The sequence below is a fragment of the Nostoc sp. genome (assembly GCF_036917435.1).
Lineage (GTDB): Bacteria > Cyanobacteriota > Cyanobacteriia > Cyanobacteriales > Nostocaceae > Nostoc.
In genome coordinates this window covers 97,310-122,179 of the sequence record NZ_JBALDM010000049.1, presented here as the reverse complement: position 1 = coordinate 122,179, position 24,870 = coordinate 97,310, and the positions used below count along the sequence as shown (strand labels likewise).

The 24,870-nt window shown below is 42.2% G+C and carries 19 protein-coding genes; 12 read left to right on the top strand and 7 right to left on the bottom strand.

All coding sequences use genetic code 11. The features are described 5' to 3' along the window. Positions 1–361 precede the first annotated feature (361 nt). Positions 362–1,834: a glycolate oxidase subunit GlcD gene (glcD, locus tag V7K98_RS24865; RefSeq protein WP_335026747.1), complete on the bottom strand. Its 1,473-nt coding sequence runs from the start codon at positions 1,832–1,834 to the stop codon at positions 362–364. Between the two features lie 210 nt (positions 1,835–2,044). Between glcD and vapB the strand changes: the two genes are divergently transcribed. Both vapB and V7K98_RS24855 read left to right on the top strand, forming a co-directional pair. Beyond that, a complete protein-coding gene (gene vapB / locus V7K98_RS24860) occupies positions 2,045–2,281 on the top strand; it encodes a type II toxin-antitoxin system VapB family antitoxin (protein WP_335026745.1) in 237 nt (78 codons plus the stop codon). Between the two features lie 259 nt (positions 2,282–2,540). Continuing rightward, positions 2,541–3,269 (top strand): Uma2 family endonuclease, encoded by a 729-nt coding sequence (locus tag V7K98_RS24855; RefSeq protein WP_335026743.1) that lies wholly within the window; start codon positions 2,541–2,543, stop codon positions 3,267–3,269. A 61-nt stretch (positions 3,270–3,330) separates the two neighbouring features. Here V7K98_RS24855 and miaA read toward each other — a convergent pair whose 3' ends face one another. After that, on the bottom strand, positions 3,331–4,233 hold the full coding sequence (gene miaA, locus V7K98_RS24850; protein WP_335026741.1) for a tRNA (adenosine(37)-N6)-dimethylallyltransferase MiaA: 903 nt from the start codon (positions 4,231–4,233) through the stop codon (positions 3,331–3,333). 182 nt (positions 4,234–4,415) lie between these two features. Between miaA and gyrB the strand changes: the two genes are divergently transcribed. Together gyrB and rpoD are read left to right on the top strand one after the other, a co-directional pair. Continuing rightward, positions 4,416–6,353 carry a DNA topoisomerase (ATP-hydrolyzing) subunit B gene (gyrB, locus tag V7K98_RS24845; RefSeq protein WP_335026739.1) on the top strand — a complete coding sequence of 646 codons (1,938 nt, stop codon included), beginning with the start codon at positions 4,416–4,418 and terminating at the stop codon, positions 6,351–6,353. A 1,578-nt stretch (positions 6,354–7,931) separates the two neighbouring features. After that, the gene (rpoD, locus tag V7K98_RS24840) at positions 7,932–9,101 is read left to right on the top strand and encodes an RNA polymerase sigma factor RpoD (RefSeq protein WP_334830754.1); all 1,170 of its coding nucleotides are present in this window, start codon (positions 7,932–7,934) and stop codon (positions 9,099–9,101) included. A gap of 125 nt (positions 9,102–9,226) precedes the next feature. Here the strand turns inward: rpoD and V7K98_RS24835 are convergent, their stop codons facing one another. Together V7K98_RS24835 and gyrA are read right to left on the bottom strand one after the other, a co-directional pair. Next, on the bottom strand, positions 9,227–9,412 hold the full coding sequence (locus V7K98_RS24835; RefSeq protein WP_335026737.1) for a chlorophyll a/b-binding protein: 186 nt from the start codon (positions 9,410–9,412) through the stop codon (positions 9,227–9,229). 458 nt (positions 9,413–9,870) lie between these two features. Beyond that, positions 9,871–12,360, bottom strand: coding sequence for a DNA gyrase subunit A (gene gyrA, locus V7K98_RS24830; RefSeq protein WP_335026735.1), 2,490 nt, complete (start codon positions 12,358–12,360; stop codon positions 9,871–9,873). 326 nt (positions 12,361–12,686) lie between these two features. On the opposite strand from gyrA, the gene V7K98_RS24825 reads away from it, so the two are divergent. After that, positions 12,687–13,091 (top strand): response regulator, encoded by a 405-nt coding sequence (locus tag V7K98_RS24825; protein ID WP_335026732.1) that lies wholly within the window; start codon positions 12,687–12,689, stop codon positions 13,089–13,091. Positions 13,092–13,329: 238 nt separating this feature from the next. Here the strand turns inward: V7K98_RS24825 and V7K98_RS24820 are convergent, their stop codons facing one another. Next, positions 13,330–14,217 carry a tetratricopeptide repeat protein gene (locus V7K98_RS24820; RefSeq protein ID WP_335026730.1) on the bottom strand — a complete coding sequence of 296 codons (888 nt, stop codon included), beginning with the start codon at positions 14,215–14,217 and terminating at the stop codon, positions 13,330–13,332. A 227-nt stretch (positions 14,218–14,444) separates the two neighbouring features. On the opposite strand from V7K98_RS24820, the gene V7K98_RS24815 reads away from it, so the two are divergent. The 6 genes from V7K98_RS24815 (at position 14,445) to V7K98_RS24790 (ending at position 21,333) form a co-directional block, all read left to right on the top strand. Beyond that, entirely contained in the window at positions 14,445–15,083 is a 639-nt protein-coding gene (locus tag V7K98_RS24815; protein ID WP_335026841.1) for a TetR/AcrR family transcriptional regulator, read from the top strand. Between the two features lie 267 nt (positions 15,084–15,350). Next, positions 15,351–15,923 carry a hypothetical protein gene (locus V7K98_RS24810; protein WP_335026728.1) on the top strand — a complete coding sequence of 191 codons (573 nt, stop codon included), beginning with the start codon at positions 15,351–15,353 and terminating at the stop codon, positions 15,921–15,923. Between the two features lie 102 nt (positions 15,924–16,025). Continuing rightward, positions 16,026–17,570: an efflux RND transporter periplasmic adaptor subunit gene (locus V7K98_RS24805; RefSeq protein WP_335026725.1), complete on the top strand. Its 1,545-nt coding sequence runs from the start codon at positions 16,026–16,028 to the stop codon at positions 17,568–17,570. 115 nt (positions 17,571–17,685) lie between these two features. Continuing rightward, a complete protein-coding gene (locus V7K98_RS24800) occupies positions 17,686–18,966 on the top strand; it encodes an ABC transporter permease (protein WP_442940438.1) in 1,281 nt (426 codons plus the stop codon). 168 nt (positions 18,967–19,134) lie between these two features. Then, positions 19,135–19,806, top strand: a complete 672-nt coding sequence (locus V7K98_RS24795) for an ABC transporter ATP-binding protein (RefSeq protein WP_335026723.1) — start codon at positions 19,135–19,137, stop codon at positions 19,804–19,806. A gap of 114 nt (positions 19,807–19,920) precedes the next feature. Further along, positions 19,921–21,333, top strand: a complete 1,413-nt coding sequence (locus tag V7K98_RS24790; protein WP_335026720.1) for a TolC family protein — start codon at positions 19,921–19,923, stop codon at positions 21,331–21,333. 29 nt (positions 21,334–21,362) lie between these two features. Here V7K98_RS24790 and V7K98_RS24785 read toward each other — a convergent pair whose 3' ends face one another. After that, a complete protein-coding gene (locus V7K98_RS24785; protein ID WP_335026718.1) occupies positions 21,363–23,624 on the bottom strand; it encodes a cation:proton antiporter domain-containing protein in 2,262 nt (753 codons plus the stop codon). Positions 23,625–23,892: 268 nt separating this feature from the next. Continuing rightward, positions 23,893–24,054: a hypothetical protein gene (locus V7K98_RS24780; protein ID WP_335026716.1), complete on the bottom strand. Its 162-nt coding sequence runs from the start codon at positions 24,052–24,054 to the stop codon at positions 23,893–23,895. 88 nt (positions 24,055–24,142) lie between these two features. Between V7K98_RS24780 and V7K98_RS24775 the strand changes: the two genes are divergently transcribed. Then, on the top strand, positions 24,143–24,856 hold the full coding sequence (locus V7K98_RS24775) for a class I SAM-dependent methyltransferase (protein ID WP_335026837.1): 714 nt from the start codon (positions 24,143–24,145) through the stop codon (positions 24,854–24,856). Positions 24,857–24,870: the final 14 nt, after the last annotated feature.

Genomic DNA, 24,870 nt, shown 5'->3' with positions numbered 1-24,870 from the left:
TTGGTAGGTTTGTAGTGAGCGATTTATCGCTCAATTTCAAGCACTGAAGTGCTGACTACAAGCTTTTATTAACCATTCAGAAATAATGAGACAGAGTATATATACAAGAAAATAAATTTCCGAGATTTTACTTGGGGAAGAGGGCTTTTATTTTTTTGTTAAGCTCAAACGTGAAGCTTAATACATAGGATTCTATCAAGTTATCCGGGAAAATACAAGTATCTTGCTCTTTATTTAATACCGTAAAAAAACAAGTAACTTTTCTGGCGATCGCTACGCTAGATTAAACCTTTGAGATGACTTTCCACACTTGTGAAAAGTCAAAACTTCATAAGTTCATCATTTACTTCATCAGTTTTTCTTAAAATCTTTCCACACCTTCAAATTGCTTGATAGCTGATGCATTAGCTGCCTCACCACAAGTTCGTGGTGTGGGAAATATCTTTTCAGGATTCGCCAACCCTTTAGGATTAAAAACTTGCCGTACCCATTGCATAGTTTCTAAATCAACTTGGCTAAACATCTGTGGCATATAACACCTTTTCTCTGCGCCGATGCCATGTTCGCCAGAAATACTACCACCCACTTGGACACAAAGGTTAAGAATTTTTCCACCCATTTCTTCTACTTGTTCCAATTCTCCAGGCACAGAATTATCATAAAGAATTAACGGATGAAGATTGCCATCGCCAGCATGAAATACATTAGCAACACGATAACCATATTGTTTACTTAATGCCTCAATTTCATGCAGAACATAAGGCAACTGAGTTCGGGGAATTACACCATCTTGTACATAATAATCTGGACTTAAATGCCCAGCTGCAGCAAAAGCAGCTTTACGTCCTTTCCATAATTTTAATCGGGTTTCTGGGTCACTAGCAGAAGTAACATTACGCGCACCATTCTTTTTACAAATTTCAGTAACTCGTTGCTTATTTCCTGCAACTTCGACTTCTAAACCGTCAATTTCGATTAGTAAAATAGCAGTAGCATCGCGGGGATAACAATTAGTTGCTACAACATCTTCAACTGCATTAATGCTAAAGTTATCCATCATTTCCATCCCACCAGGAATAATTCCGGCGCTGATGATGTCAGAAACAGTTGCTCCCGCAGCTTCAATACTCGTAAAATCTGCTAACAGCACACAAATTGATTCTGCACTTTTGAGAATTCGCAAAGTAATTTCTGTAGCAATTCCTAAAGTGCCTTCAGAACCAACAAATACACCCGTTAAATCATAACCAGGCATTTCAGGGATTTGTCCGCCTAAATCGACAATTTCCCCTTCTGGCGTGACAATTTTTAATCCTAAAACGTGGTTAGTGGTGACACCATATTTGAGACAATGTACGCCACCAGAATTTTCAGCAATATTGCCCCCAATAGAGCAGATAATTTGACTAGATGGATCAGGGGCGTAGTAAAAACCAGCACCACTAACAGCTTGTGTTACCCAACTATTAATCACCCCTGGTTGTACAACTATGCGTTGATTTTCCAAATCAATGCTGATGATTTGTCGCATTAATGAAGTAACAATCAAAATAGAGTCTTCTACTGGTAAAGCGCCGCCAGATAAACCAGTACCAGAACCGCGTGCAATGAAGGGGATAGAGTATTGATTGCATATCTTGACAATTTCTGCAACTTGTTCTGTAGTTCTGGGTAACACCACCACAGCCGGACGTTGGCGATAGCCAGTTAAACCATCGCATTCATAGGTAATGAGTTCTTCGCGGCGTTGTACTACGCCATTTTTGCCAAGGACAGCCTCGAATGCTTTGAGAATAGGTTTCCAGTTGCGTTGTTTTTTATCTTGGGTAAGCATAGGTTTTTAAAGTGGTAGATATTGCAGGCTGGTTAGTATAGCTGTAATTACTATTGTTGCAAGAATAGCAGTCAAGAGTGAGTAAAAGGCGATCGCATTATTTGAGTACCGAAGTCTTAACAAGGGCGTTGAATGATGCTAAAACCCAATACTCAGTTAACTTTGGGGTTAAAGTAACATAGAGTCAGACATTCAACAGGAGAGGGTGAGATGACTTCCAATGTTGTAGATACCACCTCAAAATTAATTGCCAAGCTGCAAACCCTAGCACCCGAACAGCAACAACAAGTGCTAGATTTTGTGGAATTCATAGCACAAAAATATGCTCAACCCCAACAACCACCCCAGAATCGGGTACTTGGTTTAAACCAAGGTAAGATTTGGATAAGTGATGATTTTAATGAACCTTTACCTGATGAATTTTGGTTAGATGAAAGTGAAAGATGAAACTGTTATTAGACACTCACGTAATTATTTGGTCAGCAGGAAACCCAGAAAAACTATCTCATATCTTATGTTTTATTCTTGCTTTCTAGATAAGGTAATTTCTCCAAATTACTTCACCTTTGTTATCTTCTGGAAGCGAGTGAGGTTCAACACCAGTCAGTAGCTGTCAAAACGTGTCTGTCAGTGTGGAAAGATACGCGCACCTCCCACTACGAATCAACTAACCTATAAATAACGCTCTTAAATACTGGATAAAGTCATGGTTCAGGAAGTTCTAATCAATAATGATGACTACTATGTGCCAGATGCCAACCAGCTAGTCACTGAAAATGATACACCTGCGGATAATTTCGCATCTGCCAAACAACAACGCCTTTTAGTTAGTTCTCTTTACAGTTCTTTACAAAACCAGACTTTTTTAGCTGAAGCTAATGTAGGTATTTACTACACAGACCTTCAGCCGCCCATTGTACCTGATGTCTTTCTCAGCTTAGATGTCCAAGTACCTGAAAAGTGGTGGGAAAAACAAAATCGTTGTTATATGGTTTGGCGTTTTGGCAAACCACCGGAAGTTGTCCTCGAAATTGTCTCTAATAAAGAAGGTGATGAACTGGGCAAAAAGCTGAAAATTTATGAACACATGCGGGCTAGTTACTACATCGTATATGACCCAAATCAGCAATTAGGAGAAAAAGTACTACGCATTTATGAACTTAGGGGAACACGGTACTTTGAAACTTCAGAAACTTGGTTAGAACAAGTTGGTTTAGGTGTAACTATGTGGGAAGGTGAATTTGAAGGCAGACAGGATAATTGGTTACGCTGGTGCTACCAAAATGGTAATGTTTTGCTAACTGGGGATGAATGTGTTGAACAGGAACGACAACGTGCTGAACAGGAACGACAACGTGCTGAACAAGCAGAACAACGCAGCCAATTACTAGCAGATAGGCTACGGGCTATGGGTGTAGATCCCGACACTCTTTAATACACTCGCTGTAAAGACGCAAAGTTTTTTTTTGCGTCTTTACATGAGCAAAAAAATCTCACTAATTAGTGGAATTAATAAACTCATTTATTCGCTGCCAAACCTTCTCTAATAAATCAGGATAATCGACATCAAACCATTCAATTTGGGGATATGCTCGAAACCAAGTGCGTTGTCGTTTGGCAAATTGTCGCGTATGCAAAATTATTAATTCTTTCGCTTCATCTAAGGAAATATCCCCAGCTAAGTATTGCTTGATTTCTTGATAGCCCAAAGTATTCAACAGAGACAAATCAGCGCCATATTTTTGAGAAAGATATTCCACCTCAGCAACTAAACCATCTGCTATCATTTGCTCAGTACGCTGTTTAATCCTATTCCCCAACCTTTCAACATCGCAATCCAAACCAATTTGCAAAATCGGATAGTTTGGTGGATTCTCCCCTTGTTGTTCGGAGATTGGATATCCGGTAACATAATATACCTCTAATGCTCTTAAAGTTCGGACTGAATCATTAGCATGAATCTTTTGTGCTGCAACTAGGTCAACTTGTTGTAACATTGCGTAGAGTTGTGGTTGCCCTATAGATTCAAGTTGCGATCGCAATTCCATTTGTGGTGCAACTCTCGGAATTTTCATGCCTTGGACAATGGAACGGATATATAAACCAGTCCCACCAACTAGCAAAAGTGGTGTAACATCAACAGAAGCAATTAAGGCTTGTGTTTGCTCCTGGTAGTCTGCTACTGTCATCGTGTCTATGGGATCGCAGATATCTATTAAGTAGTGCGGCACTAATTTTTGTTCAGCCACAGTTGGTTTCGCCGTCCCAATATCAAAGTCACGGTAAACTTGACGAGAGTCGGCACTCAGAATTACAGAACCCAACCGCATCGCCAAAGCCAAACCTAAACCGGACTTACCCGTTGCCGTCGCCCCACAAATCACAATTAATTTAGTCATTTCTCCCCCATCTCCCTCATCCCCCTCATCTTCCTCATCTTGCCCGGTAGTGCAACCCTAGTATAAACTTCTCTTGAAAATGCCCTACAGACGCTAGCAAGGCTTTTGTGTTACAATTTTGGAGTGTTTTTGCTTTTATTTACTTTTAGGCGAGTTTAACCCCACGCATCAGGAGAGTTTACATGACGAGCAGTTACAGTGCCGATCAGATTCAAGTTCTGGAAGGTCTGGAAGCCGTCCGCAAACGACCAGGAATGTACATCGGTACCACCGGGCCGCGAGGACTCCACCATTTAGTTTACGAGGTGGTGGACAATTCAGTTGATGAGGCTTTAGCAGGTCATTGCACTCATATAGAAGTGGATATCAACGCTGATGGTTCCGTGACTGTAACAGATGATGGTCGCGGTATCCCCGTAGATACTCACTCGCGCACCGGGAAATCGGCTTTGGAAACCGTGATGACGGTACTCCACGCTGGTGGTAAGTTTGGCGGCGGTGGCTACAAGGTTTCTGGAGGATTGCACGGGGTTGGTATTTCTGTTGTTAATGCCCTATCTGAGGTTGTAGAAGTTACAGTTTGGCGAGATAAAAAGGTTCATCTCCAACGCTATGAACGCGGTATCCCAGTTACCGAACTGCAAACAAAGCCTTATAAAGAAGCTAGAACCGGAACTTCTGTCACCTTTAAGCCAGATACTCAAATCTTTACAGTTAGCATTGAGTTTGATTACATTACTTTATCAGGTCGCCTACGGGAATTGGCGTATCTGAATGCAGGTGTCAAAATTACCTTTACTGACCACCGCTTAGAACTACTAAAGAGCGATACACCGAAGGTAGAATCTTACAATTACAAGGGTGGCATTAAAGAATATATCGCGTACATGAACCGCGAGAAGCAGCCGTTGCATGAAGAAATTATCTATGTACAGGGCGAACGCAACAACGTACAAGTAGAAGTTTCATTGCAATGGTGTACTGATGCTTATACTGATAATGTGCTAGGTTTTGCTAACAATATTCGCACGGTTGATGGTGGTACGCACTTAGAAGGGTTGAAGGCGGTTTTGACTCGGACATTAAATGCGATCGCACGCAAGCGCAATAAAATTAAAGAGAATGAAACTAACCTCAGTGGCGAACACGTCCGTGAAGGTTTGACTGCGGTAATTTCCGTTAAAGTCCCAGATCCAGAATTTGAAGGACAAACCAAAACCAAACTCGGTAACACTGAAGTTCGCGGTATTGTCGATTCTCTGGTGGGAGAAGTCCTCACCGAATATCTAGAATTTCACCCTGCGATCGCAGATTCAATTTTAGATAAAGCTATCCAAGCTTTCAAAGCCGCAGAAGCAGCCCGTCATGCACGGGAATTAGTTCGACGCAAATCTGTACTAGAATCTTCACCATTACCCGGTAAATTGGCAGATTGTAGTTCTCGCGATCCTAGCGAATCTGAGATATTCATCGTGGAAGGCGACTCAGCCGGCGGAAGTGCGAAACAAGGACGCGATCGCCGCACTCAAGCAATCTTGCCTCTACGTGGTAAAATTCTCAACATTGAAAAAACCGATGACGCTAAAATTTATAAAAATAACGAAGTTCAATCGTTAATTACAGCCCTTGGTTTAGGTGTCAAAGGTGATGAATTCGATTCTACCCAGCTGCGCTATCACCGCATAGTTATCATGACGGATGCTGACGTAGATGGGGCGCACATCCGTACTTTGTTGTTAACATTCTTCTATCGATATCAACGGGCACTCATCGAACAAGGCTTTATTTATATTGCTTGTCCCCCACTGTTTAAAGTAGAACGGGGACGTAATCATGAGTACTGCTACAGCGATCGCGAAAAGAATCAAGCGATCGCCAAATTCCCCGCTAACGCCAACTACACCATCCAACGCTTCAAAGGTTTGGGTGAAATGATGCCACAACAACTCTGGGACACCACAATGAACCCAGAAACCCGCAAAATGAAGCAAGTCGAAATTGAGGACGCTGCCGAAGCCGATCGCATCTTCACAATTTTAATGGGCGATCGCGTCGCACCCAGACGAGAATTCATCGAAACTTATGGTTCTAAACTCAACTTCACCGATTTAGATATCTAATATCAATTCCCTAACACTACTCCAATAATTTGTGACATTGGTAATGAGTGATACGTTTTCACCCATTACCTTTTTTATATCCGAAATATAAAAAATACTTCTTATAAATTTTTTGTACACAGCATAACAAATATTGCTTAAACTCATTTCTCCCTGTCTTCTGTGGTTTGTTATTCCGTAACTCTTGGATAAATCTAATTTATTTCATATCCATATAATTCGCTTCTTGTCAATACTTTACAAAAATTCAATATTCTAGTGTTAGCAAAACTACCAATTTTATTGGGAAGTTAGTTAAGATAATACTTTTGCACTAAACTAGCTAATAAATTTTGTCTACCAACTAGAAACACATTTGTTATCCTTCAAGAAAATAACTGAATATTATCTATCAAACAAGAATTAATAAGTACTTTGAGGATTTCTCATCATCAGATGACAGGAACTTACCGAAATAAAAGTATTTAAATTTACAATTGATTTACGGGATCAAGCACTGTAACTAAAATCATCAGGTAATGTTCTGGTTTCTCTCAATTCGAGGTAATGGCTACTGGAAACACACACCATCTGGCTGAAAACTTGTTAATATCTTCATGTAGTACCCAAGGGATCGTGATTGTATCGTATGTATCTAATGAAGTTTTGCCTGAAATAAGACTATACTGGCGAGTTCACAGGACAAATTGTTTTTGAATTGATTAAAATATCCTTGTATACAATAAGAAGAGTTTGTCAAGTTTCATAGGGCTGAAATCGCCACAGTGCGCTAACGTGTGAATAAGGCCGAATTAGTTAAACCTAAATTGATCAACTATCAAGTCGATTCTGCCACAGCCTCAACTCCTCAGTTAAGGTAATTGTAAGCAGAAGGTTAACTACCTAAAGGCAAGCACCACCACCCTGGTTGTATTTACCCAATCGAAAGACTAGCTTTAATCTCAGGAATGCGTAATTTATGAAGGAAATGTAAAAATGGGTAGATTAATACTTGTCGTCTGAATTAACATACAATGCACTCTTTCTAAGTAATTAATGTTGTGTAAAATACATGAAATCGGGCAAGAGCAAGCGTACTGACTTTGTAATGTAATAAGAGCGTCACTGTAATTCCGAAAAGTGAAGAAAAATCTTAGGGTATAACTCCCGTTTTTAATGTCTTTTTGGTAATGGTGGCTAAAAATTGCTGTAAGAGTTCATGATTAATACACAAAAAGAGTGCAATTTCTGTGAAACAGGCTACAATCGGAAGAGTCTTTATAAGAAAATCTGCCAGCAGTCTGAACTCATTTAGTATAGAGTGGCAAATTTTTTGAAAAAGACGAGTATTTTTTTTGACCAGTTAGTTGAAAGCAATATGTGATAGCAACACATATAACATTTACTAAGGTGAACAAATCACTTTTAGACATGGCTTAAACTAAACTAAAAAAACCTCCTATTGGAGGTGAGAAACGTCCGAAAATATTTCTGGCAAATCTGCCAAAAAACTTATTTTCGGTTGACAATTTGCTCGTTTAAAAGAGCAGTAAACACATCTTGAGTAATTGATTCTGCAAGGAGCATGAGGAACGCGGCATGAACCAGGCTAACAACGTACTCGAAAGCATATATCAGCCTGAACTAGAAATAATGAATCAGCCTGAGCTCGAGTTAGAAGAACTCTTAATAGATGATGAAGAGGACTTGCTTATCATCGATGAAGGTGACGATGAATTTTTAGAGCCTCAGACTGATGAGGACGACGCAAAGTCTGGAAAAGCCGCTAAATCGCGTCGTCGGACACAAAGCAAGAAAAAGCATTACACAGAAGATTCCATTCGGCTTTACTTGCAAGAAATTGGTAGAATTCGGCTGTTGCGGGCAGACGAAGAAATCGAATTGGCGCGGAAAATCGCCGATTTGCTGGAATTAGAGAGAGTGCGGGAAAGACTCTCAGAACAGTTAGATCGCGATCCTAAAGATAGTGAATGGGCAGAAGCAGTACAACTACCTTTGCCAGCTTTTCGTTATCGGCTGCATGTTGGTCGCAGGGCGAAAGACAAGATGGTGCAATCTAACCTCCGTCTTGTGGTTTCAATTGCTAAGAAGTACATGAATCGTGGTTTGTCGTTCCAAGACTTAATTCAGGAAGGCAGTCTCGGTTTGATTCGTGCCGCTGAAAAGTTTGACCACGAAAAAGGTTATAAGTTCTCCACTTATGCTACATGGTGGATTCGTCAAGCAATTACCCGCGCGATCGCAGATCAATCCCGCACAATTCGTCTTCCAGTTCACCTTTACGAAACCATCTCTCGGATTAAGAAAACTACCAAGTTACTTTCTCAAGAAATGGGTCGCAAACCAACTGAAGAAGAAATCGCTACTCGCATGGAAATGACCATTGAGAAGTTGCGGTTTATTGCCAAATCCGCCCAGTTGCCTATTTCACTAGAAACGCCTATTGGTAAAGAAGAAGATTCTCGGTTGGGCGATTTTATTGAATCCGATGGTGAGACACCAGAAGACCAAGTTTCCAAAAATCTTCTGCGCGAAGACCTTGAAAAAGTCCTCGATAGTCTTAGCCCCCGTGAACGCGATGTCCTCAGACTACGTTACGGCTTGGATGATGGTCGGATGAAGACCCTTGAGGAAATCGGACAGATTTTCAACGTTACCCGCGAACGGATTCGTCAAATTGAGGCGAAGGCACTTCGTAAGTTACGCCACCCAAATCGTAACAGCGTTCTCAAGGAATATATTCGGTAGTCATTGGTCATTGGTCAGTTGTTATTGGTAAATAAACAACTGACTAATGACAAACAAATAAAAAACCTGGTAGTGAATTAGCACTCCAGGTTTTTTTATTTATAGGTCATCTTAGATATTAAAACTTACAGGATGCCCCAAAAATGTAGGAAACCTTGACCAGAGAAAACTTCAACCAAAATAGCTGCTGAAAAGCCAATCATTGCCAAACGACCGTTCCAAACTTCTGCTTGTGGGGTAAAGCCCCAGCGCCAAGCGTTGCGATCTTCAATTATAGGAGTAGTGACTTTTGTTGTGCTTGCATTTGTCATGGTTGGGACTCCAAATTTAATTCTTAAGGTTTGTTGCCTTATGTAAACTAATATAACAAACATTTTTACAAAAGCAACATTTTTTATACTTTTATTTCTATAGCTTGACATAAATAGAAATAGCTATTTATACATGTTACAACATCAGCCTTCAGTGAGATTTACTGAGGTAGAAGAAATGTTATGTAGACTCTTACTATCATAGACAATATTTTTCTTATTGAGATAAATTATCAAATATTTTATTTACGACGGTAGATTTTGTAGAGAGTTTGTTATTTAAGACTTAAAATCTATTGATAATTTATGGAGATATAGCGAGGTGTAAGGGAACGGCACTGCCGTGCCCTTACGGGTGTACCTCACTCAAACGATAACCGCTATATTGAGAGTCAAAAATACTTGGGAAGCTGCCCAGATCCCCGACTTCTTCAAGAAGTCGGGGATCTAAATCCGGTTTACGATCGCACTTCAGCCACAGTAATGATTTTTTCATCGCGGTTGAGTTGGATGATACTTTCACCTTTCACATCTCTACCTAAAATCGGTACTGTTTCCACAGATATTCGCACTACCCGTTCCTTATTCGTCACTAAAGCGACCTCGGCAGATGCGATGGCAATGACCATACCAGCTAAATTATCAGTTTTGCTGGCAAATTTCATCGCTTGCGTTCCCAAATCGCCACGATTAGCGGCTCTTAACTGACTTGCAGCCATCCGCTTGGCATATCCTTCTTGGGTAACTAACAGCAGTTGGTCATCTTTACCAACAGTGACACAGCCAACCATTTGCTGATTTTTCAATAATCGAAATGCTTGTAAACCCATTGCTGTACGACCCATGACGGGTAATTGTTCATCATTAACTGCAAAACGCAACAGTCGCCCCCCAGAACTAGCTAAAATCAGATGCTCTCCTGGATTGGTGAACTGGGTAAATGACAACTCATCATCATCTTTGAGCTTCAAAATCGTGATTCCGCGCCGTGTCAAGTTTGTGAATTCTCCCAGAGACAGACGCTTAATTCGTCCTTCTTTTGTTAAGAGAATCATCTGCTGAGTTTCGAGATTTTCGGGAAGTAAAAAGCGGCTAACCACAGCTTCTTGAGCGCCTTGAGCAGTATTACTGAGCATAGTAATCAAAGGTTTTCCCCGTGGAGAACGCCCAGTTGTTGGGGGAATTTCTCCCACATTCACAGGATAGACTTTGCCGCCACCGGTTAGGATTAGCAAATCTTTTTGGGTGTCAGTCAACACAGTTTGGATAATGAAGTCATTATCATGCAGACCATTTTCAGATTTTGACTTTCTCCCAGATGACTGCGTGCGACGGACATAACCTCGTTGGGTAAATTCTAAAATTGCTTCTTCTGCCGGTTCAGAAGATTTAATATTTTCCTCTTCTTCTGCTCCTCTGCTCCTCTGCTCCTCTGTCTTAGACTTTTGTTCTTCTCCGATTTTTGTCCGCCGGGGATCGTTGTACTTGCGCTTGAGCGATCGCAATTCTTTTTTCAGCGCCTTCAATAATTCGCGGCGATCGTTGAGTAATTGTTCTAGCGAACTAATTTGTTCGCTAACTTGCTCAAATTCTTGCTGCAAATTTTGCTGTTCTAAACTCGTGAGGCGGCGCAACGGCATAGCCAAAATCGCATCCCCTTGTACCTCACTCAAATCTAGTTGGCTGCAAAGATTTATTTTTGCCGTACTCCCATCGGGAGCTTGTCGTAAAATTTCAATTACCCGATCCAAATTAGATAGGGCTTTGAGTAAACCTTCTACCAAATGCACACGACTTTGAGCTTTGCCCAACTCGTAATTGTAGCGACGGTTCAGCGTCTCTTCGCGGAAACTCAAAAACTCCTGCAACAGTTGGCGCAAACTAAACTGGCGGGGTTGTCCATTGACGATCGCTAGGAGAATTGCCCCAAAGGTCATTTGCAAAGCAGTTTGGTGATACAAATGCTGAAGAACTTCTTGGGGATTGGTATCGCGTTTGAGTTCAATTACGACTCGCATCCCTTCGCGATCGCTTTCATCCCGAAGATCGGAAATTCCATGCAAACGTCCTTGATTTACTAAGTCCGCTACCTTCTCAATCCAACCAGCCTTATTCACTTGATAAGGCAATTCTGTAATAATAATTGCCGTCCGTCGCTTGCTTCCCCTACTGGCTGGAATTTCTTCCAGAGTTGCGACTCCCCGCAGCAAAATTCCACCTTTACCTGTGGTGTATGCTTCCCGAATTCCCGTCTCACCAATTATTTCGCCACCAGTGGGAAAATCTGGCCCTGGAATTAACTCGAATAACTTTTCATCTGGCAAATCTGGGTTGTCGATTAAAGCAATTAACCCATCGACAATTTCCCCTAAGTTGTGGGGTGGAACATTCGTTGCCATTCCCACGGCAATCCCAGAACAACCATTAAGCAACAGAAACGGCAATTGAGCAGGTAACACCGTTGGTTCTTGCTGGGAATTATCGAAGTTCCCGACAAATTCCACAGTTTCTTCGCCGATTTCTGTCAACATCCCCTCATGACTGATGGGGGCGAGGCGCGTTTCTGTGTAACGCATCGCTGCTGGCGGATCGTTATCGACGCTGCCAAAGTTACCATGTCCGGCTAGCAAAGGATAGCGGCTAGAAAAATCTTGCACTAGCCTAACTAAAGCATCGTAAACTGATTGGTCGCCGTGGGGATGGTATTTACCCAACACATCACCCACTACACGGGCACATTTTCGATAAGGTCTATCTGGTACTAAACCGAGTTCGTGCATTGCATACAAAATGCGGCGATGCACTGGTTTTAAGCCATCACGCACGTCTGGTAGCGCTCGCCCGACAATCACGCTCATGGCATATTCTAGATAAGACCGTTGCATCTCGGTGTGCAGGGCTGTCGGAATTACCTGTCCCGTTGAGAGAAGGTTTAACTGTTTTGCCATGAGTTTTTTCCCTGAAATTTAACTACACAAAAGCCGGCGGAACTCAATATTGCAGCAACCACAGCATAACGGATGAAATGGGATTCCTAACAAAATATTGATAGTCATAGAAGAAAAAGCAGTAGTATCATCCTTGATGATAAGGATGTACATAGACTATTAAAAAGAGAACAGATAGCAAGTAGCTGCTTTAATCGAATGATAATCTGCTGCCCACTTAATTTGTATAGACTTCATCGCCAGGATACTTGCCATGACTGCATTTGCTCATTTTTAATTTTGAATTGCCTAATCTCCTCACTTCTACCTCTATTACTAAAATTCTCATGAAAACTGTTTTAATTGTCGAAGACGATCTAATTAATGCTCGCGTTTTTTCCAAGATTTTGTCCAAGCGCGGTGGCTTGGGAGTGAAACATACTGAAAATGTCGAAGAAGTAATAAAAATTGCCCAATCAGGAGAAGCCGATCTGATTTTGATGGATGTTTCTCTATCTAGAAGTGTTTACCAAGGTAAATCTGTTGATGGAATCAAGATTACACAAATGTTGAAATCCGATCCAAAAACAGCAAAGTTACCTGTTATTTTGGTGACAGCACATGCTATGGAAGGCGATCGCGAGAATTTTCTTAAGCAAAGCGGTGCTGATGGCTACATTTCTAAGCCAGTTGTTGACCATCAGCAGTTTGTTGACCAAATCATTGCACTTCTACCCACAGATGACCAGTAAAAATTAACGACTTATTTCAGGAATATTCGCCCAAAAAGGTTTTTGGGAGAGTATTTCCTGTATTTAGTTAGTATAGATGTACTACGAAAAGGTGCTGTTAGGCAAGTGGTAATAAGAAAGTTATGAGTTATGAGTGGTGAGTTATGAGTTGAAATATTTACTTATGAACTCCCAACTCCTTTAGAGACGCGATTAATCGCGTCTCTACTCTTAACTCAGCACTCTTAACTCAGCACTCCTATTGAGTAGGCTGTTTTTCAGGGGCTGATGATGAGTTTTCTCGTTGCAGTAGGGCTGCTTGAATACGAGGTAATTCTAGGAATTTTTTCGTATCAGACAGTAGGCGATCGCCCCAAAGATTTTCTTTGAGAAAATTTAAACTAGCATAGCGCGAATCCATACGGAGTGCAGCTTCTCCCAAGCTTAATGCTTGTTGGCTATCGCCTTGAGTGTACAGTGCCACTGCCAAAGCTAACAAAGGTTCTGCGGCTTTCTTATCAAGGCTGACAGCAGATTTCCACCGCTTAATTGCTTCGGGTGTATTACCCTGTTCATAGTTGATTAAGCCAATGTTGTTAAGCGCCGGCCAGAATTTTTTATCTTGAGAGACTGCTTTATCGTACTGTGCGATCGCATCTGGCAATCGACCCAGTAGATAGTAAGCATTACCCAAATCAAATAATCCTTCTGGATCGTTGGGTTTTAACTTCAAACCGTCTTGGTAATTGACAACGGCTGCTTGGTAATTTTTCTGCTGAAAATTAGCTGAACCCAAAGCAAACAAAATATCTCCATTTTTGGGGTTGATAGATTGCGCTTTTTTCAGACTAGCGATCGCCCCGTCAAACTCTTTGGTTTGCAGTTGCAATCCACCTAAGAGCAACCAAACTTTATCATTCTTCGGAGCCAGTTGACTAGCCAGCCGCGCTCGTGGCAAAGCTAATTCTACCTGTTGAAACTGAGCTAGTTGAGCCGCCTCTTGTGCCAGACTCAACCCCTGCTTCTCTAACTTTGCCCCGTCTAGTTGCAGTGTATGGGGTATTAATGCCTGCGCGTTAGCGGCTTTTGGCATACTCCACAAACTACAAACCATCAAAAAAGAAATTAAACGAACATGTTTAGGCACATTACCGCCTTTAAGCCACTAATCAAAGAATCTTTCAGCTAGCTTAAACGATCTCCGCTCTTGACGGCAGTAAAATCTTGCAAAGAAAGGCAGGAGGCAAGAAGTATTAGCAAAAACAAAAACTTTTATTGGCTCAAAAGCTTGGGTTTATACTGCCTTACTCAATAGTTCTTGACATACGTAGCACAATGGTTTTATATTATAAATAAGTAATGACTTACTTATTTATGGCTCGTATATCCAGAATTACCAATCAGCAAATCTTAGAAGCGGCTCGTCAAATTTTCTTACAACAAGGATTTGGTGCGTCAACCTTAGAGATTGCTCAACAGGCTGGGATTTCTGAAGCTTCAATTTTCAAACGATTCTCAACGAAAGAAGAATTATTTTTTGCAGCGATGGGAATTCCAGAAAAACCCCTGTGGGTGAACGAGTTGGAATCTCTTTGTGGCAAAGGCGATCTTAAAGAAAACCTCATAAATATCTGCCTCAAGATTATGGAATTCTATACTCAGGTGCTGCCTCAGATTATGATGCTGCGATCGCGAGGCAATGTACTTCCAGAACATGGAGATAAAGAACCAAGACCCATACGAGATGTCAAAGCACTGACGGCTTTTTTAGAGTATGAAATAAAGCAAAATCGGCTTCGCCCTTGCGATCCCAAGACAGTGGCTCATATTTTACTAGGATCGCTGATGAACTATGTTTTTTTGGAGCAAATTTCGTCTCAAGTCAGTATAAAAACGGATAATTTACCAACAACAACTTACTTAAATTCTGAAGAGCGTGCCACAGAAGTATCAATATTTATCCAAAATTTTGTTGATATTATTTGGCAAGGAATTGCACCAATACAGGATTAAATTTAAAAAGATTGGATATTGGGTATTAATTATTTTCCCCGATCTCCACATAAAAAACTGATGACTTTCGTCATACATAAGTCTGGGATTACTTATGACTTTGGGCATACATTGGTTTAAAGTTTTTGATCGATAATTAATATGTATGAATTTATACGATGAGGTGAAGATTGCACACCTTAATACCAAAACAAAAGCAACTGTCCAAAATTGCTGAATCTGAACCTAAGCAAAATAGAACTTTAATCTAAATAAGGATTTAATTCGATGTTGAAACCAAACCGTATCTCAATAGCTTTAGCAGCTGCTGCCCTGATAATTGTTCCTACTCTGTTGAGCGTCCCTGCAAGTGCCCAGACAAGCGACTATAGACAAGATGGAAACTCTGGAGACAGGAGTAATTTGAACCGCGATCGCGACGGTAGACGCGACTATAGACAAGATGGAAACTCTGGAGACAGAAGTAATTTGAACCGCGATCGCGACGGTAGACGCAACTATAGAGAAGATAGAAACCCTGGAGACAGAAGTAATTGGAACCGCAACGGCAGATCCTATCCTGGAGAAGTCAGAAACTCTAGAGATCGGGATAATTGGAACCGTGACAACCAATCCTATAGCAGAGTTGTCAGACTTGGTAATGGTGATATCAGATATCCCAACGGGCAAATTATTCCTGCTAGATCCATAGCCAGACTGCGTAATCAAGGTTACTTCAGACTTCCCAACGGAGACATTCTTCTTCCTAGTGAGGAAATTGTTCCTGCTGGGAGATTAGTTAGAGTGCGTGATGATTATTTCAGACTTCCTAGTGGACTAATACTGCAAATCAACCTTTAAAACACTAAAAACCCAAAATCATTGTCAGTATAAAGGCTCCCAGGCTATAGTTTTAGCCGTGAACTACCCGCTTGGTAGCCGTTCCTTATAGAAAAAGTGGATATGAAGATTGATACACCAAATACCGTAGATTCATCAGTTTCGTTTCCAGAGGTAAAGAAAAAAAAGGGCACACGTAATTGGCTCTCTTGGCTAATTGCTCTTTGCCTTTTGGGTGGAATTGGCTATACAGTTTATTACCAAGTAGGTGTTGCTTCTCGTCAACAAGCCAGCCGTCGGGTGCTGACAAGACCTGTAGAAAAGCAGAGCTTGACAATCACAGTTTCAGCGAATGGAACAGTGAAACCTGAGCGGTCAATCAACCTCAGCCCAAAAAACTCAGGCATTTTGAAAAGACTGCTGGCGAAAGAAGGAGATATCGTCAAACAAGGGCAGATTCTCGCTTACATGGATGATTCCAACCTGCGGGGGCAACTAGTTTCTGCTCAAGGGCAATTGGCACAAGCCGAAGCGAATTTGCAAAAGGCGATCGCCGGGAATCGTCCTCAAGATATTGCTCAAGCTCAGGGATCGTTAGACGAAGCCGAAGCGAATCTGCAAAAAGTACAAGTAGGTAATCGCTCTCAAGATATTGCCCAAGCACAGGCACGCTTGCAAATAGCTCAAGCCACCCTTCGCCAAGCAGAAGATGATCTTGTTCGTAATCAACAGCTTTACAACGCAGGTGGTATATCCCTTCAGACTCTTAACCAAAAACGTGCTACTCGTGACAGCGCCCAAGCTAGTGTAAATGAAGCACAGCAAGCACTAGGGCTGCAAAAAGCTGGGTCACGTCCAGAAGACATTGAGCAAGCAAGAGCCGTAGTAAAGCAGAGACAGCAAGCTTTGGCACTTGCCAAAGCTGGAACGCGCCAAGAAGATATTGACGCAACCCGCGCCCAGGTAACATCTGCTCGTGGTTCGCTGCAAAACATCCAAGCCGAAATCAATGACACGATTATTCGCGCCCCCTTTGATGCTGTCGTGACAAAGAAGTATGCCGATCCAGGTGCTTTCGTAACACCCACAACAGCCAGTAGTGAAGTAGCTTCTTCTTCTTCTTCTTCAATCTTGTCTCTGGCTTCAACAAATGAAGTTGTTGCAAGTTTGGCTGAAACAAATATTTCCAAAATCCGCCTTGATCAAAAAGTCTCAATTCAAGCAGATGCCTACCCAGGAAGAACCTTTGAAGGTAAAGTTAGGCAAATTGCTGCCCAAGCAATAGTAGAGCAAAACGTCACGAGTTTTGAAGTGAGAGTATCACTTTCAGACCCCCAAAGGCTACTGCGGTCTGGGATGAATGTGGGAGCAGATTTTCAAGTCGGTCAAGTTGAAAATGCTTTAGTAGTACCAACCGCCTCGGTAGTGCGTCAAGAAAATGCTACAGGTGTATTTGTGGCTGGAGCAGATAACAAACCTGTGTTTACTCGTATAGAGACTGGCGTTACCGCGAATAACTTTACTGAAGTTAAGTCTGGATTGACAGGAAACGAGAGAGTATTGCTCAGTTTCCCACCAGGATCGCGTCCGCAATCAACACCACGAGGAGGAGTTTTCCCTCCTGCTCCTACAGGCGGGGGCGGTCGTTCCGGTGGTGGTTCGCCTTAACAGTAGTTTTAATTTAACGTTCGCGGAGCGTGCCGGAGGCATTACCGCAAAGGACGCAAAGGACACAAAGGAAGAGAAGGAAGAGAAGGAAGAAATGAGTTTTAAATAAAACCTTATGTTTAAGATATTTAAGGGCTTTTATAAAGCCAAGAAGACCCGCACAGTACCGTTGCTGGAAATCTTGATAATGGCGGCAGAGACTCTGTGGAGTAATAAATTACGCACAGGTTTAACTATGTTGGGGGTGATTATTGGGATTTCTTCAGTCATTGCCATTACTTCTGTCGGTCAGGGAGTGCAAAAGGGGGTTGAGCAACAAATACAAGCATTGGGTACAGATGTGATCCAAATCTTAGCGGGTGCTGCAAGAAGCGGGAATGTCCGTCAAGGAGTAGGTTCTAGTAGCACCTTGACTTGGGAAGATACAAAGGCGATCGCTACACAAGCGCCATCAGCACAGATGGTTTCTGCTTATCTTCAACGTAGCGCTCAAATTGTATATGCAGGACAGAACACTTCAACAACCATTTATGGCACAGATTTGAATTACCCAGAAGTCAGAAATACTCACCCCCAGCAAGGGAGATATTTTACTCAAGAAGAACTAGATATTGCTGCACAGGTAGCTATTCTTGGCCCTACAGTTCAAAAAACACTCTTTGGACAGGGTGTAAATCCGCTTGGCGAGAAAATTCGCATTCAGGGAGAGGCTTATGAAGTAATTGGGGTGATGGAAGCTAAAGGTTCTCAGGGGCCGATGGATCGAGATGACCAGGTTTTCATTCCTCTAACTAGTATGTCGAAGAGACTGGTTGGAAACAATGCTCTAGTAGGCGTTTCTGTAAATGGAATTTTAGTTAAAGGCGCTAATCAGGAAGAGTTAGAAGCGGCTCAGTTTCAAGTTACAAATCTTTTACGGTTGCGTCACAATATTTATCCACCGCAAGCCGATGATTTTCGACTGACCAATCAAGCTGATATTGTGAGTACCTTCACTAATATTGTGGGTTTATTTACAGTCATGGTGGTAGCGATCGCTGGAATATCGTTAGTGGTTGGCGGAATTGGGATTGCCAATATTATGCTAGTTTCCGTGGTTGAACGGACGCGAGAAATCGGGATTCGTAAAGCTGTAGGAGCCACCAATTCAGCAATCCTTAATCAATTTTTAGCCGAAGCGATCGTTATTTCCATTCTTGGTGGATGTATTGGGATGGCGACTGGAATTTTATTAGCCTTTATCGCTTCAAGCGTTTTCAAATTTCCCTTTGTAATTTCTTTATTGTCGATTATTGCTGGGTTTGGACTCTCATTAAGTGTTGGCTTACTTGCTGGAGTGATTCCAGCACGGAACGCATCGAAATTAGATCCAATCAACGCTTTAAGAAGCGACTAAGCCTAAGAGTGCTGAGTGCTGAATGCTGAGTAAAAACCCAGTTTTTTCAAGCCTTTTAGCAATCAATACTGTCCTAACCTGTGTGACTACGGCTATAAATAAACTTTCATTACTCATTACTCATTACTCATTACTCATTACTCATTACTCACTACTCAGCACTCTCTTATGCCGACGATGATTTGGATGGAATCTATTACTAAAACTTACTATTTGGGAGAAGTTAGTGTTCCGATTCTTAAGGGAATTGAACTCTCTATTGAGGAGGGGGAATATGTCTCGATTATGGGTGCGTCAGGTTCTGGGAAATCTACGCTCATGAATATTTTGGGATGTCTGGATCGTCCGACAACTGGAGACTATATTTTTGAAGGGAGAAATCTAACGACTTTTGATGATGATGAGTTAGCGTATATCCGCAACCAAAGGATAGGTTTTGTGTTCCAACAATTTAACCTATTGGCGCGGGCAACAGCGCTGGAAAATGTTATGTTACCAATGGTTTATGCTAACTTACCCAAACAAAAACGCCGTGAAAGGGCATTAGAAGCTCTGGAAAAAGTGGGATTACAGACACGTATAGCTAACCGTCCTAGTCAACTTTCTGGGGGACAACAACAACGAGTAGCGATCGCTCGCGCTTTGGTCAACCGACCTGCATTAGTTTTGGCAGATGAGCCAACAGGAGCTTTAGATACTGAAACTTCTCATGAGGTGATGAGTTTGCTAACAGAACTTAATGACCAAGGAATCACAATTGTAATTGTCACTCATGAACCAGATATCGCTGCTCAAACTAGAAGAATTATTCGAGTTCAGGATGGCTTGATTGTCGGCTAATTTGTTAATATCAACCCTTAGAAGGAGAATTTAAGATTTAAATCTCTGTAGGTAAAAGATGAAAACTTTTGATTTCAGCCTTAAAGAAACCTAATTAATGACTACGGCTAGATTATGAATTTCAGGTTATTACTCGTGCATTCTACTTGGGTTAGCGTCGCCTTCGCTATTCTTTTTCCAACTTTAGCAAGTGCAGCAACTCCACCAAAACCGCAGAATACCTCAAGCACTGTACAGGTTCCTGATTACCTTAACCCTAATCCCAATCCTCTGCAATTTCCTACCAAACCGGAGGAAGTAAAGATTCAGGCAACTGTACCAATCAGTTTGGCACAAGCTTTAGAACTAGCACGACGCAACAATCGAGACTTACAGGTAGCCATATTACAGCTAGAACGTAGTCGTTCATCGCTACGCGAGTCTCAAGCTGCCTTGTTTCCTACCCTTGGTATTAACAGTAGTATAACTAATAATGGCAATGGTTTTGTTAGCAATCCATCTCAAGCCAGCACCTCTTTTAATGGTTCAGCACAACTGAATTACAACCTCTATACCTCCGGTAATCGCCAAGCCACAATCCAAGCAGCTGAAGAACAACTACGTGTAGATGAATTTAATGTGGAAACTCAGTCTTTGACAGTTAGGTTGAATGCCACAACTCAGTACTACAATTTGCAACAAGCAGATGAACAAGTAAGAATTAATCGGTCTGCTGTGGAAAATGCCCAGGCTAGTTTACGGGATACTCAAGCCAGAGAACAGGCTGGAGTGGGTACGCGGTTCGATGTGCTGCAAGCTCAGGTGAATTTAGCAAACAACCAACAACAACTGACTAATGCTATCTCGCAGCAGCAAATTGCCCGTCGTCAGCTTGCTACCACATTAAGTTTGTCACAGTCATTTAATATCACGGCCGCAGATCCTGTACAGTTGGCAGGGCTTTGGCCGCAAACGCTAGAAGAAAGTATTATCCAAGCATTTCAAAATCGTCCAGAATTGCCCCAGTATTTGGCACAACGGAATATTTACGAACAACAGCGCCGTCAGGCACTTTCACAGCTAGGGCCACAAATTAGTTTGGCAAGTAGCTACAACCTGCTAGATCGTTATAACGATGGCGTTAGTGTTACTGATGGCTATTCAGTGGGACTCCAAGGAAGTTTAACTTTGTATGATGGAGGAGCCGCAAAAGCAAAGGCGGCTCAGTCGAGAGCTAATATTGCGATCGCAGAGAATCAATTTGCTAGCCAGCGCGACCAAATTCGCTTTAATGTAGAACAGTACTATTCTCAATTGCAATCCAATTTGAAGAATGTGGAAACTTCGGCTGTGGCTTTAAATCAAGCCAGAGAAGCCTTGAATTTAGCAAGGCTCAGGTTCCAAGCTGGCGTGGGCACTCAAACAGAAGTGATTGCTGCTGAAAATGACCTGACAACAGCAGAAGGCAATCGAGTCACAGCTATTTTAGCTTACAATACCGCTCTTGCTAATTTGCAAAGTTCAGTCACTTCCAGAGCTTCGCGCTAACATCTCAAGCCGTGTATTGCTGAGAACAACTATGGAGCAGTAATTACCGCTACCGGGCAATGGGCTTTACTCAGAATTGCATCTACTCTATGACCGAAGAAAACGCGACCCGTAACCATGCGGATATTACTGCCGAGAATAATTAGGTCAACTTCCTGGGTTTGGGCAAACTTCAGAATTTCCCTTTCTGGGCTGGTTCCTTGAAGAATATAGGTTTTGACATTAGCACCCAGATTGCGGCCAATTGCTGCTTGCTGTTCGAGCAGATCGTGAGCAATTTCCTTTACTGGAGTTAGCGATCGCTGTTCGTAAAGAATATACTCAACTTGTGGCAAATTAATCACATTCACAATCATTACTAATGCCCCTGTTTGAGCAGCGATCGTACTTGCCATCTCTACAGCATTTTTACTATATTCTGTCCCCACCGTTGGCACCAAAATCTTTGTCAGCTTTTGTTGAGCGATTTTGCATATCTCGCCTTTGGGGTGGGGTAGGTGCGACTTTACTACCATCGTTGCACAAGGCGCTTCTTGTACAACCTTATCAACAAGCAAATTGAACAATGTTTTCTGCGGGCGTATCTGTTCAGAAGCTCCCAATACAATCAAGTCATAGTTTTTGTTCGCTTCATTCAGAATTACCTCCGCTTTACTACGTCCAGACTCCGTTTTTGTTTGCAAATTGGTATCAGCAGGTAGTTGCATTTCCTCAACAACAGCAGCCAGAGCTTCCTCGGCGGCGGTATCTTTAACCTGGGTTGCCGTCCGGCGGTCTTTTTTTTGGGGCTGCTTGTCACTCAGGGCATATAGAGATGTGACTTCTATGGAGTTTTGGTGAGCCATGTAACCAACTAGTTGCGCTGCGAGTTGGATGTTGGGGCCACCACTAGTAGGGATTAAAACACGTTGGATCTGTTTAATAAAGCTGCGGCTATCCTGCTCTTCTTGTTCCAAACGTTGCGCTTCCTCGTCACTCATCACCACGTTCGACAAACACCAGCGCAAAAGGGGTGGAGCCATTAGGGAAGTGACGATCGCCACCATCACAATAATCGAGTACATCTGGGGATTCAGCACTCCCAGAGATAAACCAATGGTAGCAACGACAATTTCCATTGCCCCGCGAGCATTCATCCCCGAACCCATTGCCAAACCTTCCCAATGACTCAACCCGCCGACGCGAGAACCAATGTAAGCACCTGTAAATTTGCCAACACAGGCGACAGCGAGAACAATCAAGCCAAATAGGAGCGTTTGGGGCACTAACAGAGTTCCCAAGTCAACTTTTAAGCCAGCTGAAGCAAAGAAAATTGGTGCTAGAAAGGCTGCTGTGAAGACTTCTAGCATGTGTCCGGCTTCATTGCTAAAGCGGCGAGATTGACCTGCCAGAATCCCCAGCACGAAAGCACCTAATGCCGCTTCTAAACCTAATGCGTGGGTAAGGGCTGCAGCCGAGAGTGAAAGAATCAGCACAGCCGATATACTAGCAGAGATACCGCCAATGTAGTCATCAACCCACCGTAAAATCTGGTCTACGATGGTACGGCCAATTGTGAATGCGATCGCTAAAAACAATATAGCTGCACTCACCGAATGAAAAATTGTCCCGAAGTCAAACTTGCCGCTACTAGCTAGACCTGAAACCACAGAAAGTAAAATCCAGCCGATAGTGTCGTCAGTCATCCCAGCGGCTAAGGTGACTTGACCAATGTCACGGCGAATCAGGTTTAAATCCATCAGCACCTTCGCAATCACTGGGACTGCTGAAATACTCATTGCTGTGGCGATAAATAGACTGAATACTAGTCGCTTTTCTGGGTTGGCTAAAAAACTATCTGGCAATAACCAACCTAGTCCAAATCCGGTGATAAATGGGATAATAATTCCGCCCAGTGAAATCAGCAGAGCCGTTTTCCCCTTGCGAAGAATCAGCTTGAGATCCGTCTCTAACCCAGTCACAATCAGCAAAAATAACACACCTAACCAAGAAATCACCGAAAGTAAATTAGACTGTTCTTGACTTTTGGGAAAGATGTGCGCCTGTAAGTCTGGAAGCAGCAAACCAAATAGAGAAGGGCCCAGCAGCACACCCGCCAATAATTCCCCAACAACAGGCGGGAGGTTAATCCGTCGCATCAACTCACCTAATCCCCGCGCTACCAGAAGCAATAGTGACAGTTGCACCAGCACCAACAATAGCTCATGATGACCGAGAGGTTTAATTACACCGTCACCTGCTACTTTCTGTGCAGCGAGTATAGGAACTAACATCAAGGGCAGGTTTTGCATAGTGTCCAAAGATGGGATTACAAATTTTTAAACGGGCTGTTCAAGTAAATCCTGAAAATGTTTACTTCCACATCGGCCTATGAGATTAAACTGTCATTATCATTAGACATCTAGCAGAAATGACATAGGGACAATTCATCAATTGTCCCTACCAACGATTTTGGGCAAAGCCTAATTAATTTCACAAGATGGCTATGTATTAACGGCAAAACCATCGGGCGCGATCGCCTAAAGTTGTCAGTTAAGGAACACCGCTTTGCTCATCAACTTATTTTCGAGCGCGAACAAAGAACTTTGTAGTATCTTCCCAAATGCCTTGCTCGGTTGCTAATTTTTCAATTTCAGCTTGGTACTCAACTTGCAACTGATTTAATTGTTCTTGTGATGGTTTCAGTATCTTTTTCATGGTCATAAGTAGTTCTATTACCATAAAATTCTTTTAGTTCCTGCTTATAACTATCCAAATCAGTCATAACCAAATGTCAAATTTTCTCCACTTTATACTAACTTTTATTGTGATGTTGAGTTGTGTGCTATTGAACCCAACTCTGACAGCGCAAGCCGCATCTTCATCCACCACAGTTTACGAACAACGGATAATTCATAGTCCAGATGGTATCGGCAAATATTACATGGGGCGCGAAATTGCCCAAGTTATGGGATATACAGGCGCTGGCTGGCTAGAACGTCCCAACCGAGAGGGAGAGGAACAGCCAAGTAAGGTAGTCAATGTCCTCAATCTGAAACCTAATGATGTGGTGGCGGATATTGGTGCTGGTACAGGTTACTTTAGCTTTCGCATCGCACCGTTATTAACAACAGGTAAAGTGTTAGCTGTAGATGTTCAGCCAGAAATGTTGGAAATAATTGAGTTGTTCAAAAAAGAGAAAAATATCACTAATATTGAGCCTGTTTTAGCAACCCTTAGCGACCCTAACTTACCATCTGAAAGTATCGATTTGGCGTTGATGGTAGATGCTTACCATGAACTTGAGTATCCCCAAGAAGTGATGCAAGGAATTGTGAAAGCACTGAAACCAGGTGGTAAGGTGGTGCTGGTTGAGTACCGGGGTGAAAATCCCTTTATTATGATTAAAGGTCTGCATAAAATGACTCAAAAGCAAGTCCGTAAAGAAATGCAAGCCGTTGGTTTAGTTTGGCGTGAAACTAAAAATTTATTACCTCAACAGCATTTAATGGTATTTGAGAAACCTAATCTACCGATGTTTTGACAATAAGAGGCTTA

What these genes read in the sequence shown, in the direction of transcription:
- glcD (WP_335026747.1), bottom strand. Translation starts at nt 1,834, where the DNA reads ATGCTTACCCAAGATAAAAAACAACGCAACTGGAAACCTATTCTCAAA.
- vapB (WP_335026745.1), top strand. Translation starts at nt 2,045, where the DNA reads ATGACTTCCAATGTTGTAGATACCACCTCAAAATTAATTGCCAAGCTG.
- V7K98_RS24855 (WP_335026743.1), top strand. Translation starts at nt 2,541, where the DNA reads ATGGTTCAGGAAGTTCTAATCAATAATGATGACTACTATGTGCCAGAT.
- miaA (WP_335026741.1), bottom strand. Translation starts at nt 4,233, where the DNA reads ATGACTAAATTAATTGTGATTTGTGGGGCGACGGCAACGGGTAAGTCC.
- gyrB (WP_335026739.1), top strand. Translation starts at nt 4,416, where the DNA reads ATGACGAGCAGTTACAGTGCCGATCAGATTCAAGTTCTGGAAGGTCTG.
- rpoD (WP_334830754.1), top strand. Translation starts at nt 7,932, where the DNA reads ATGAACCAGGCTAACAACGTACTCGAAAGCATATATCAGCCTGAACTA.
- V7K98_RS24835 (WP_335026737.1), bottom strand. Translation starts at nt 9,412, where the DNA reads ATGACAAATGCAAGCACAACAAAAGTCACTACTCCTATAATTGAAGAT.
- gyrA (WP_335026735.1), bottom strand. Translation starts at nt 12,360, where the DNA reads ATGGCAAAACAGTTAAACCTTCTCTCAACGGGACAGGTAATTCCGACA.
- V7K98_RS24825 (WP_335026732.1), top strand. Translation starts at nt 12,687, where the DNA reads ATGAAAACTGTTTTAATTGTCGAAGACGATCTAATTAATGCTCGCGTT.
- V7K98_RS24815 (WP_335026841.1), top strand. Translation starts at nt 14,445, where the DNA reads ATGGCTCGTATATCCAGAATTACCAATCAGCAAATCTTAGAAGCGGCT.
- V7K98_RS24810 (WP_335026728.1), top strand. Translation starts at nt 15,351, where the DNA reads ATGTTGAAACCAAACCGTATCTCAATAGCTTTAGCAGCTGCTGCCCTG.
- V7K98_RS24805 (WP_335026725.1), top strand. Translation starts at nt 16,026, where the DNA reads ATGAAGATTGATACACCAAATACCGTAGATTCATCAGTTTCGTTTCCA.
- V7K98_RS24800 (WP_442940438.1), top strand. Translation starts at nt 17,686, where the DNA reads ATGTTTAAGATATTTAAGGGCTTTTATAAAGCCAAGAAGACCCGCACA.
- V7K98_RS24795 (WP_335026723.1), top strand. Translation starts at nt 19,135, where the DNA reads ATGCCGACGATGATTTGGATGGAATCTATTACTAAAACTTACTATTTG.
- V7K98_RS24790 (WP_335026720.1), top strand. Translation starts at nt 19,921, where the DNA reads ATGAATTTCAGGTTATTACTCGTGCATTCTACTTGGGTTAGCGTCGCC.
- V7K98_RS24785 (WP_335026718.1), bottom strand. Translation starts at nt 23,624, where the DNA reads ATGCAAAACCTGCCCTTGATGTTAGTTCCTATACTCGCTGCACAGAAA.
- V7K98_RS24780 (WP_335026716.1), bottom strand. Translation starts at nt 24,054, where the DNA reads ATGGTAATAGAACTACTTATGACCATGAAAAAGATACTGAAACCATCA.
- V7K98_RS24775 (WP_335026837.1), top strand. Translation starts at nt 24,143, where the DNA reads ATGTTGAGTTGTGTGCTATTGAACCCAACTCTGACAGCGCAAGCCGCA.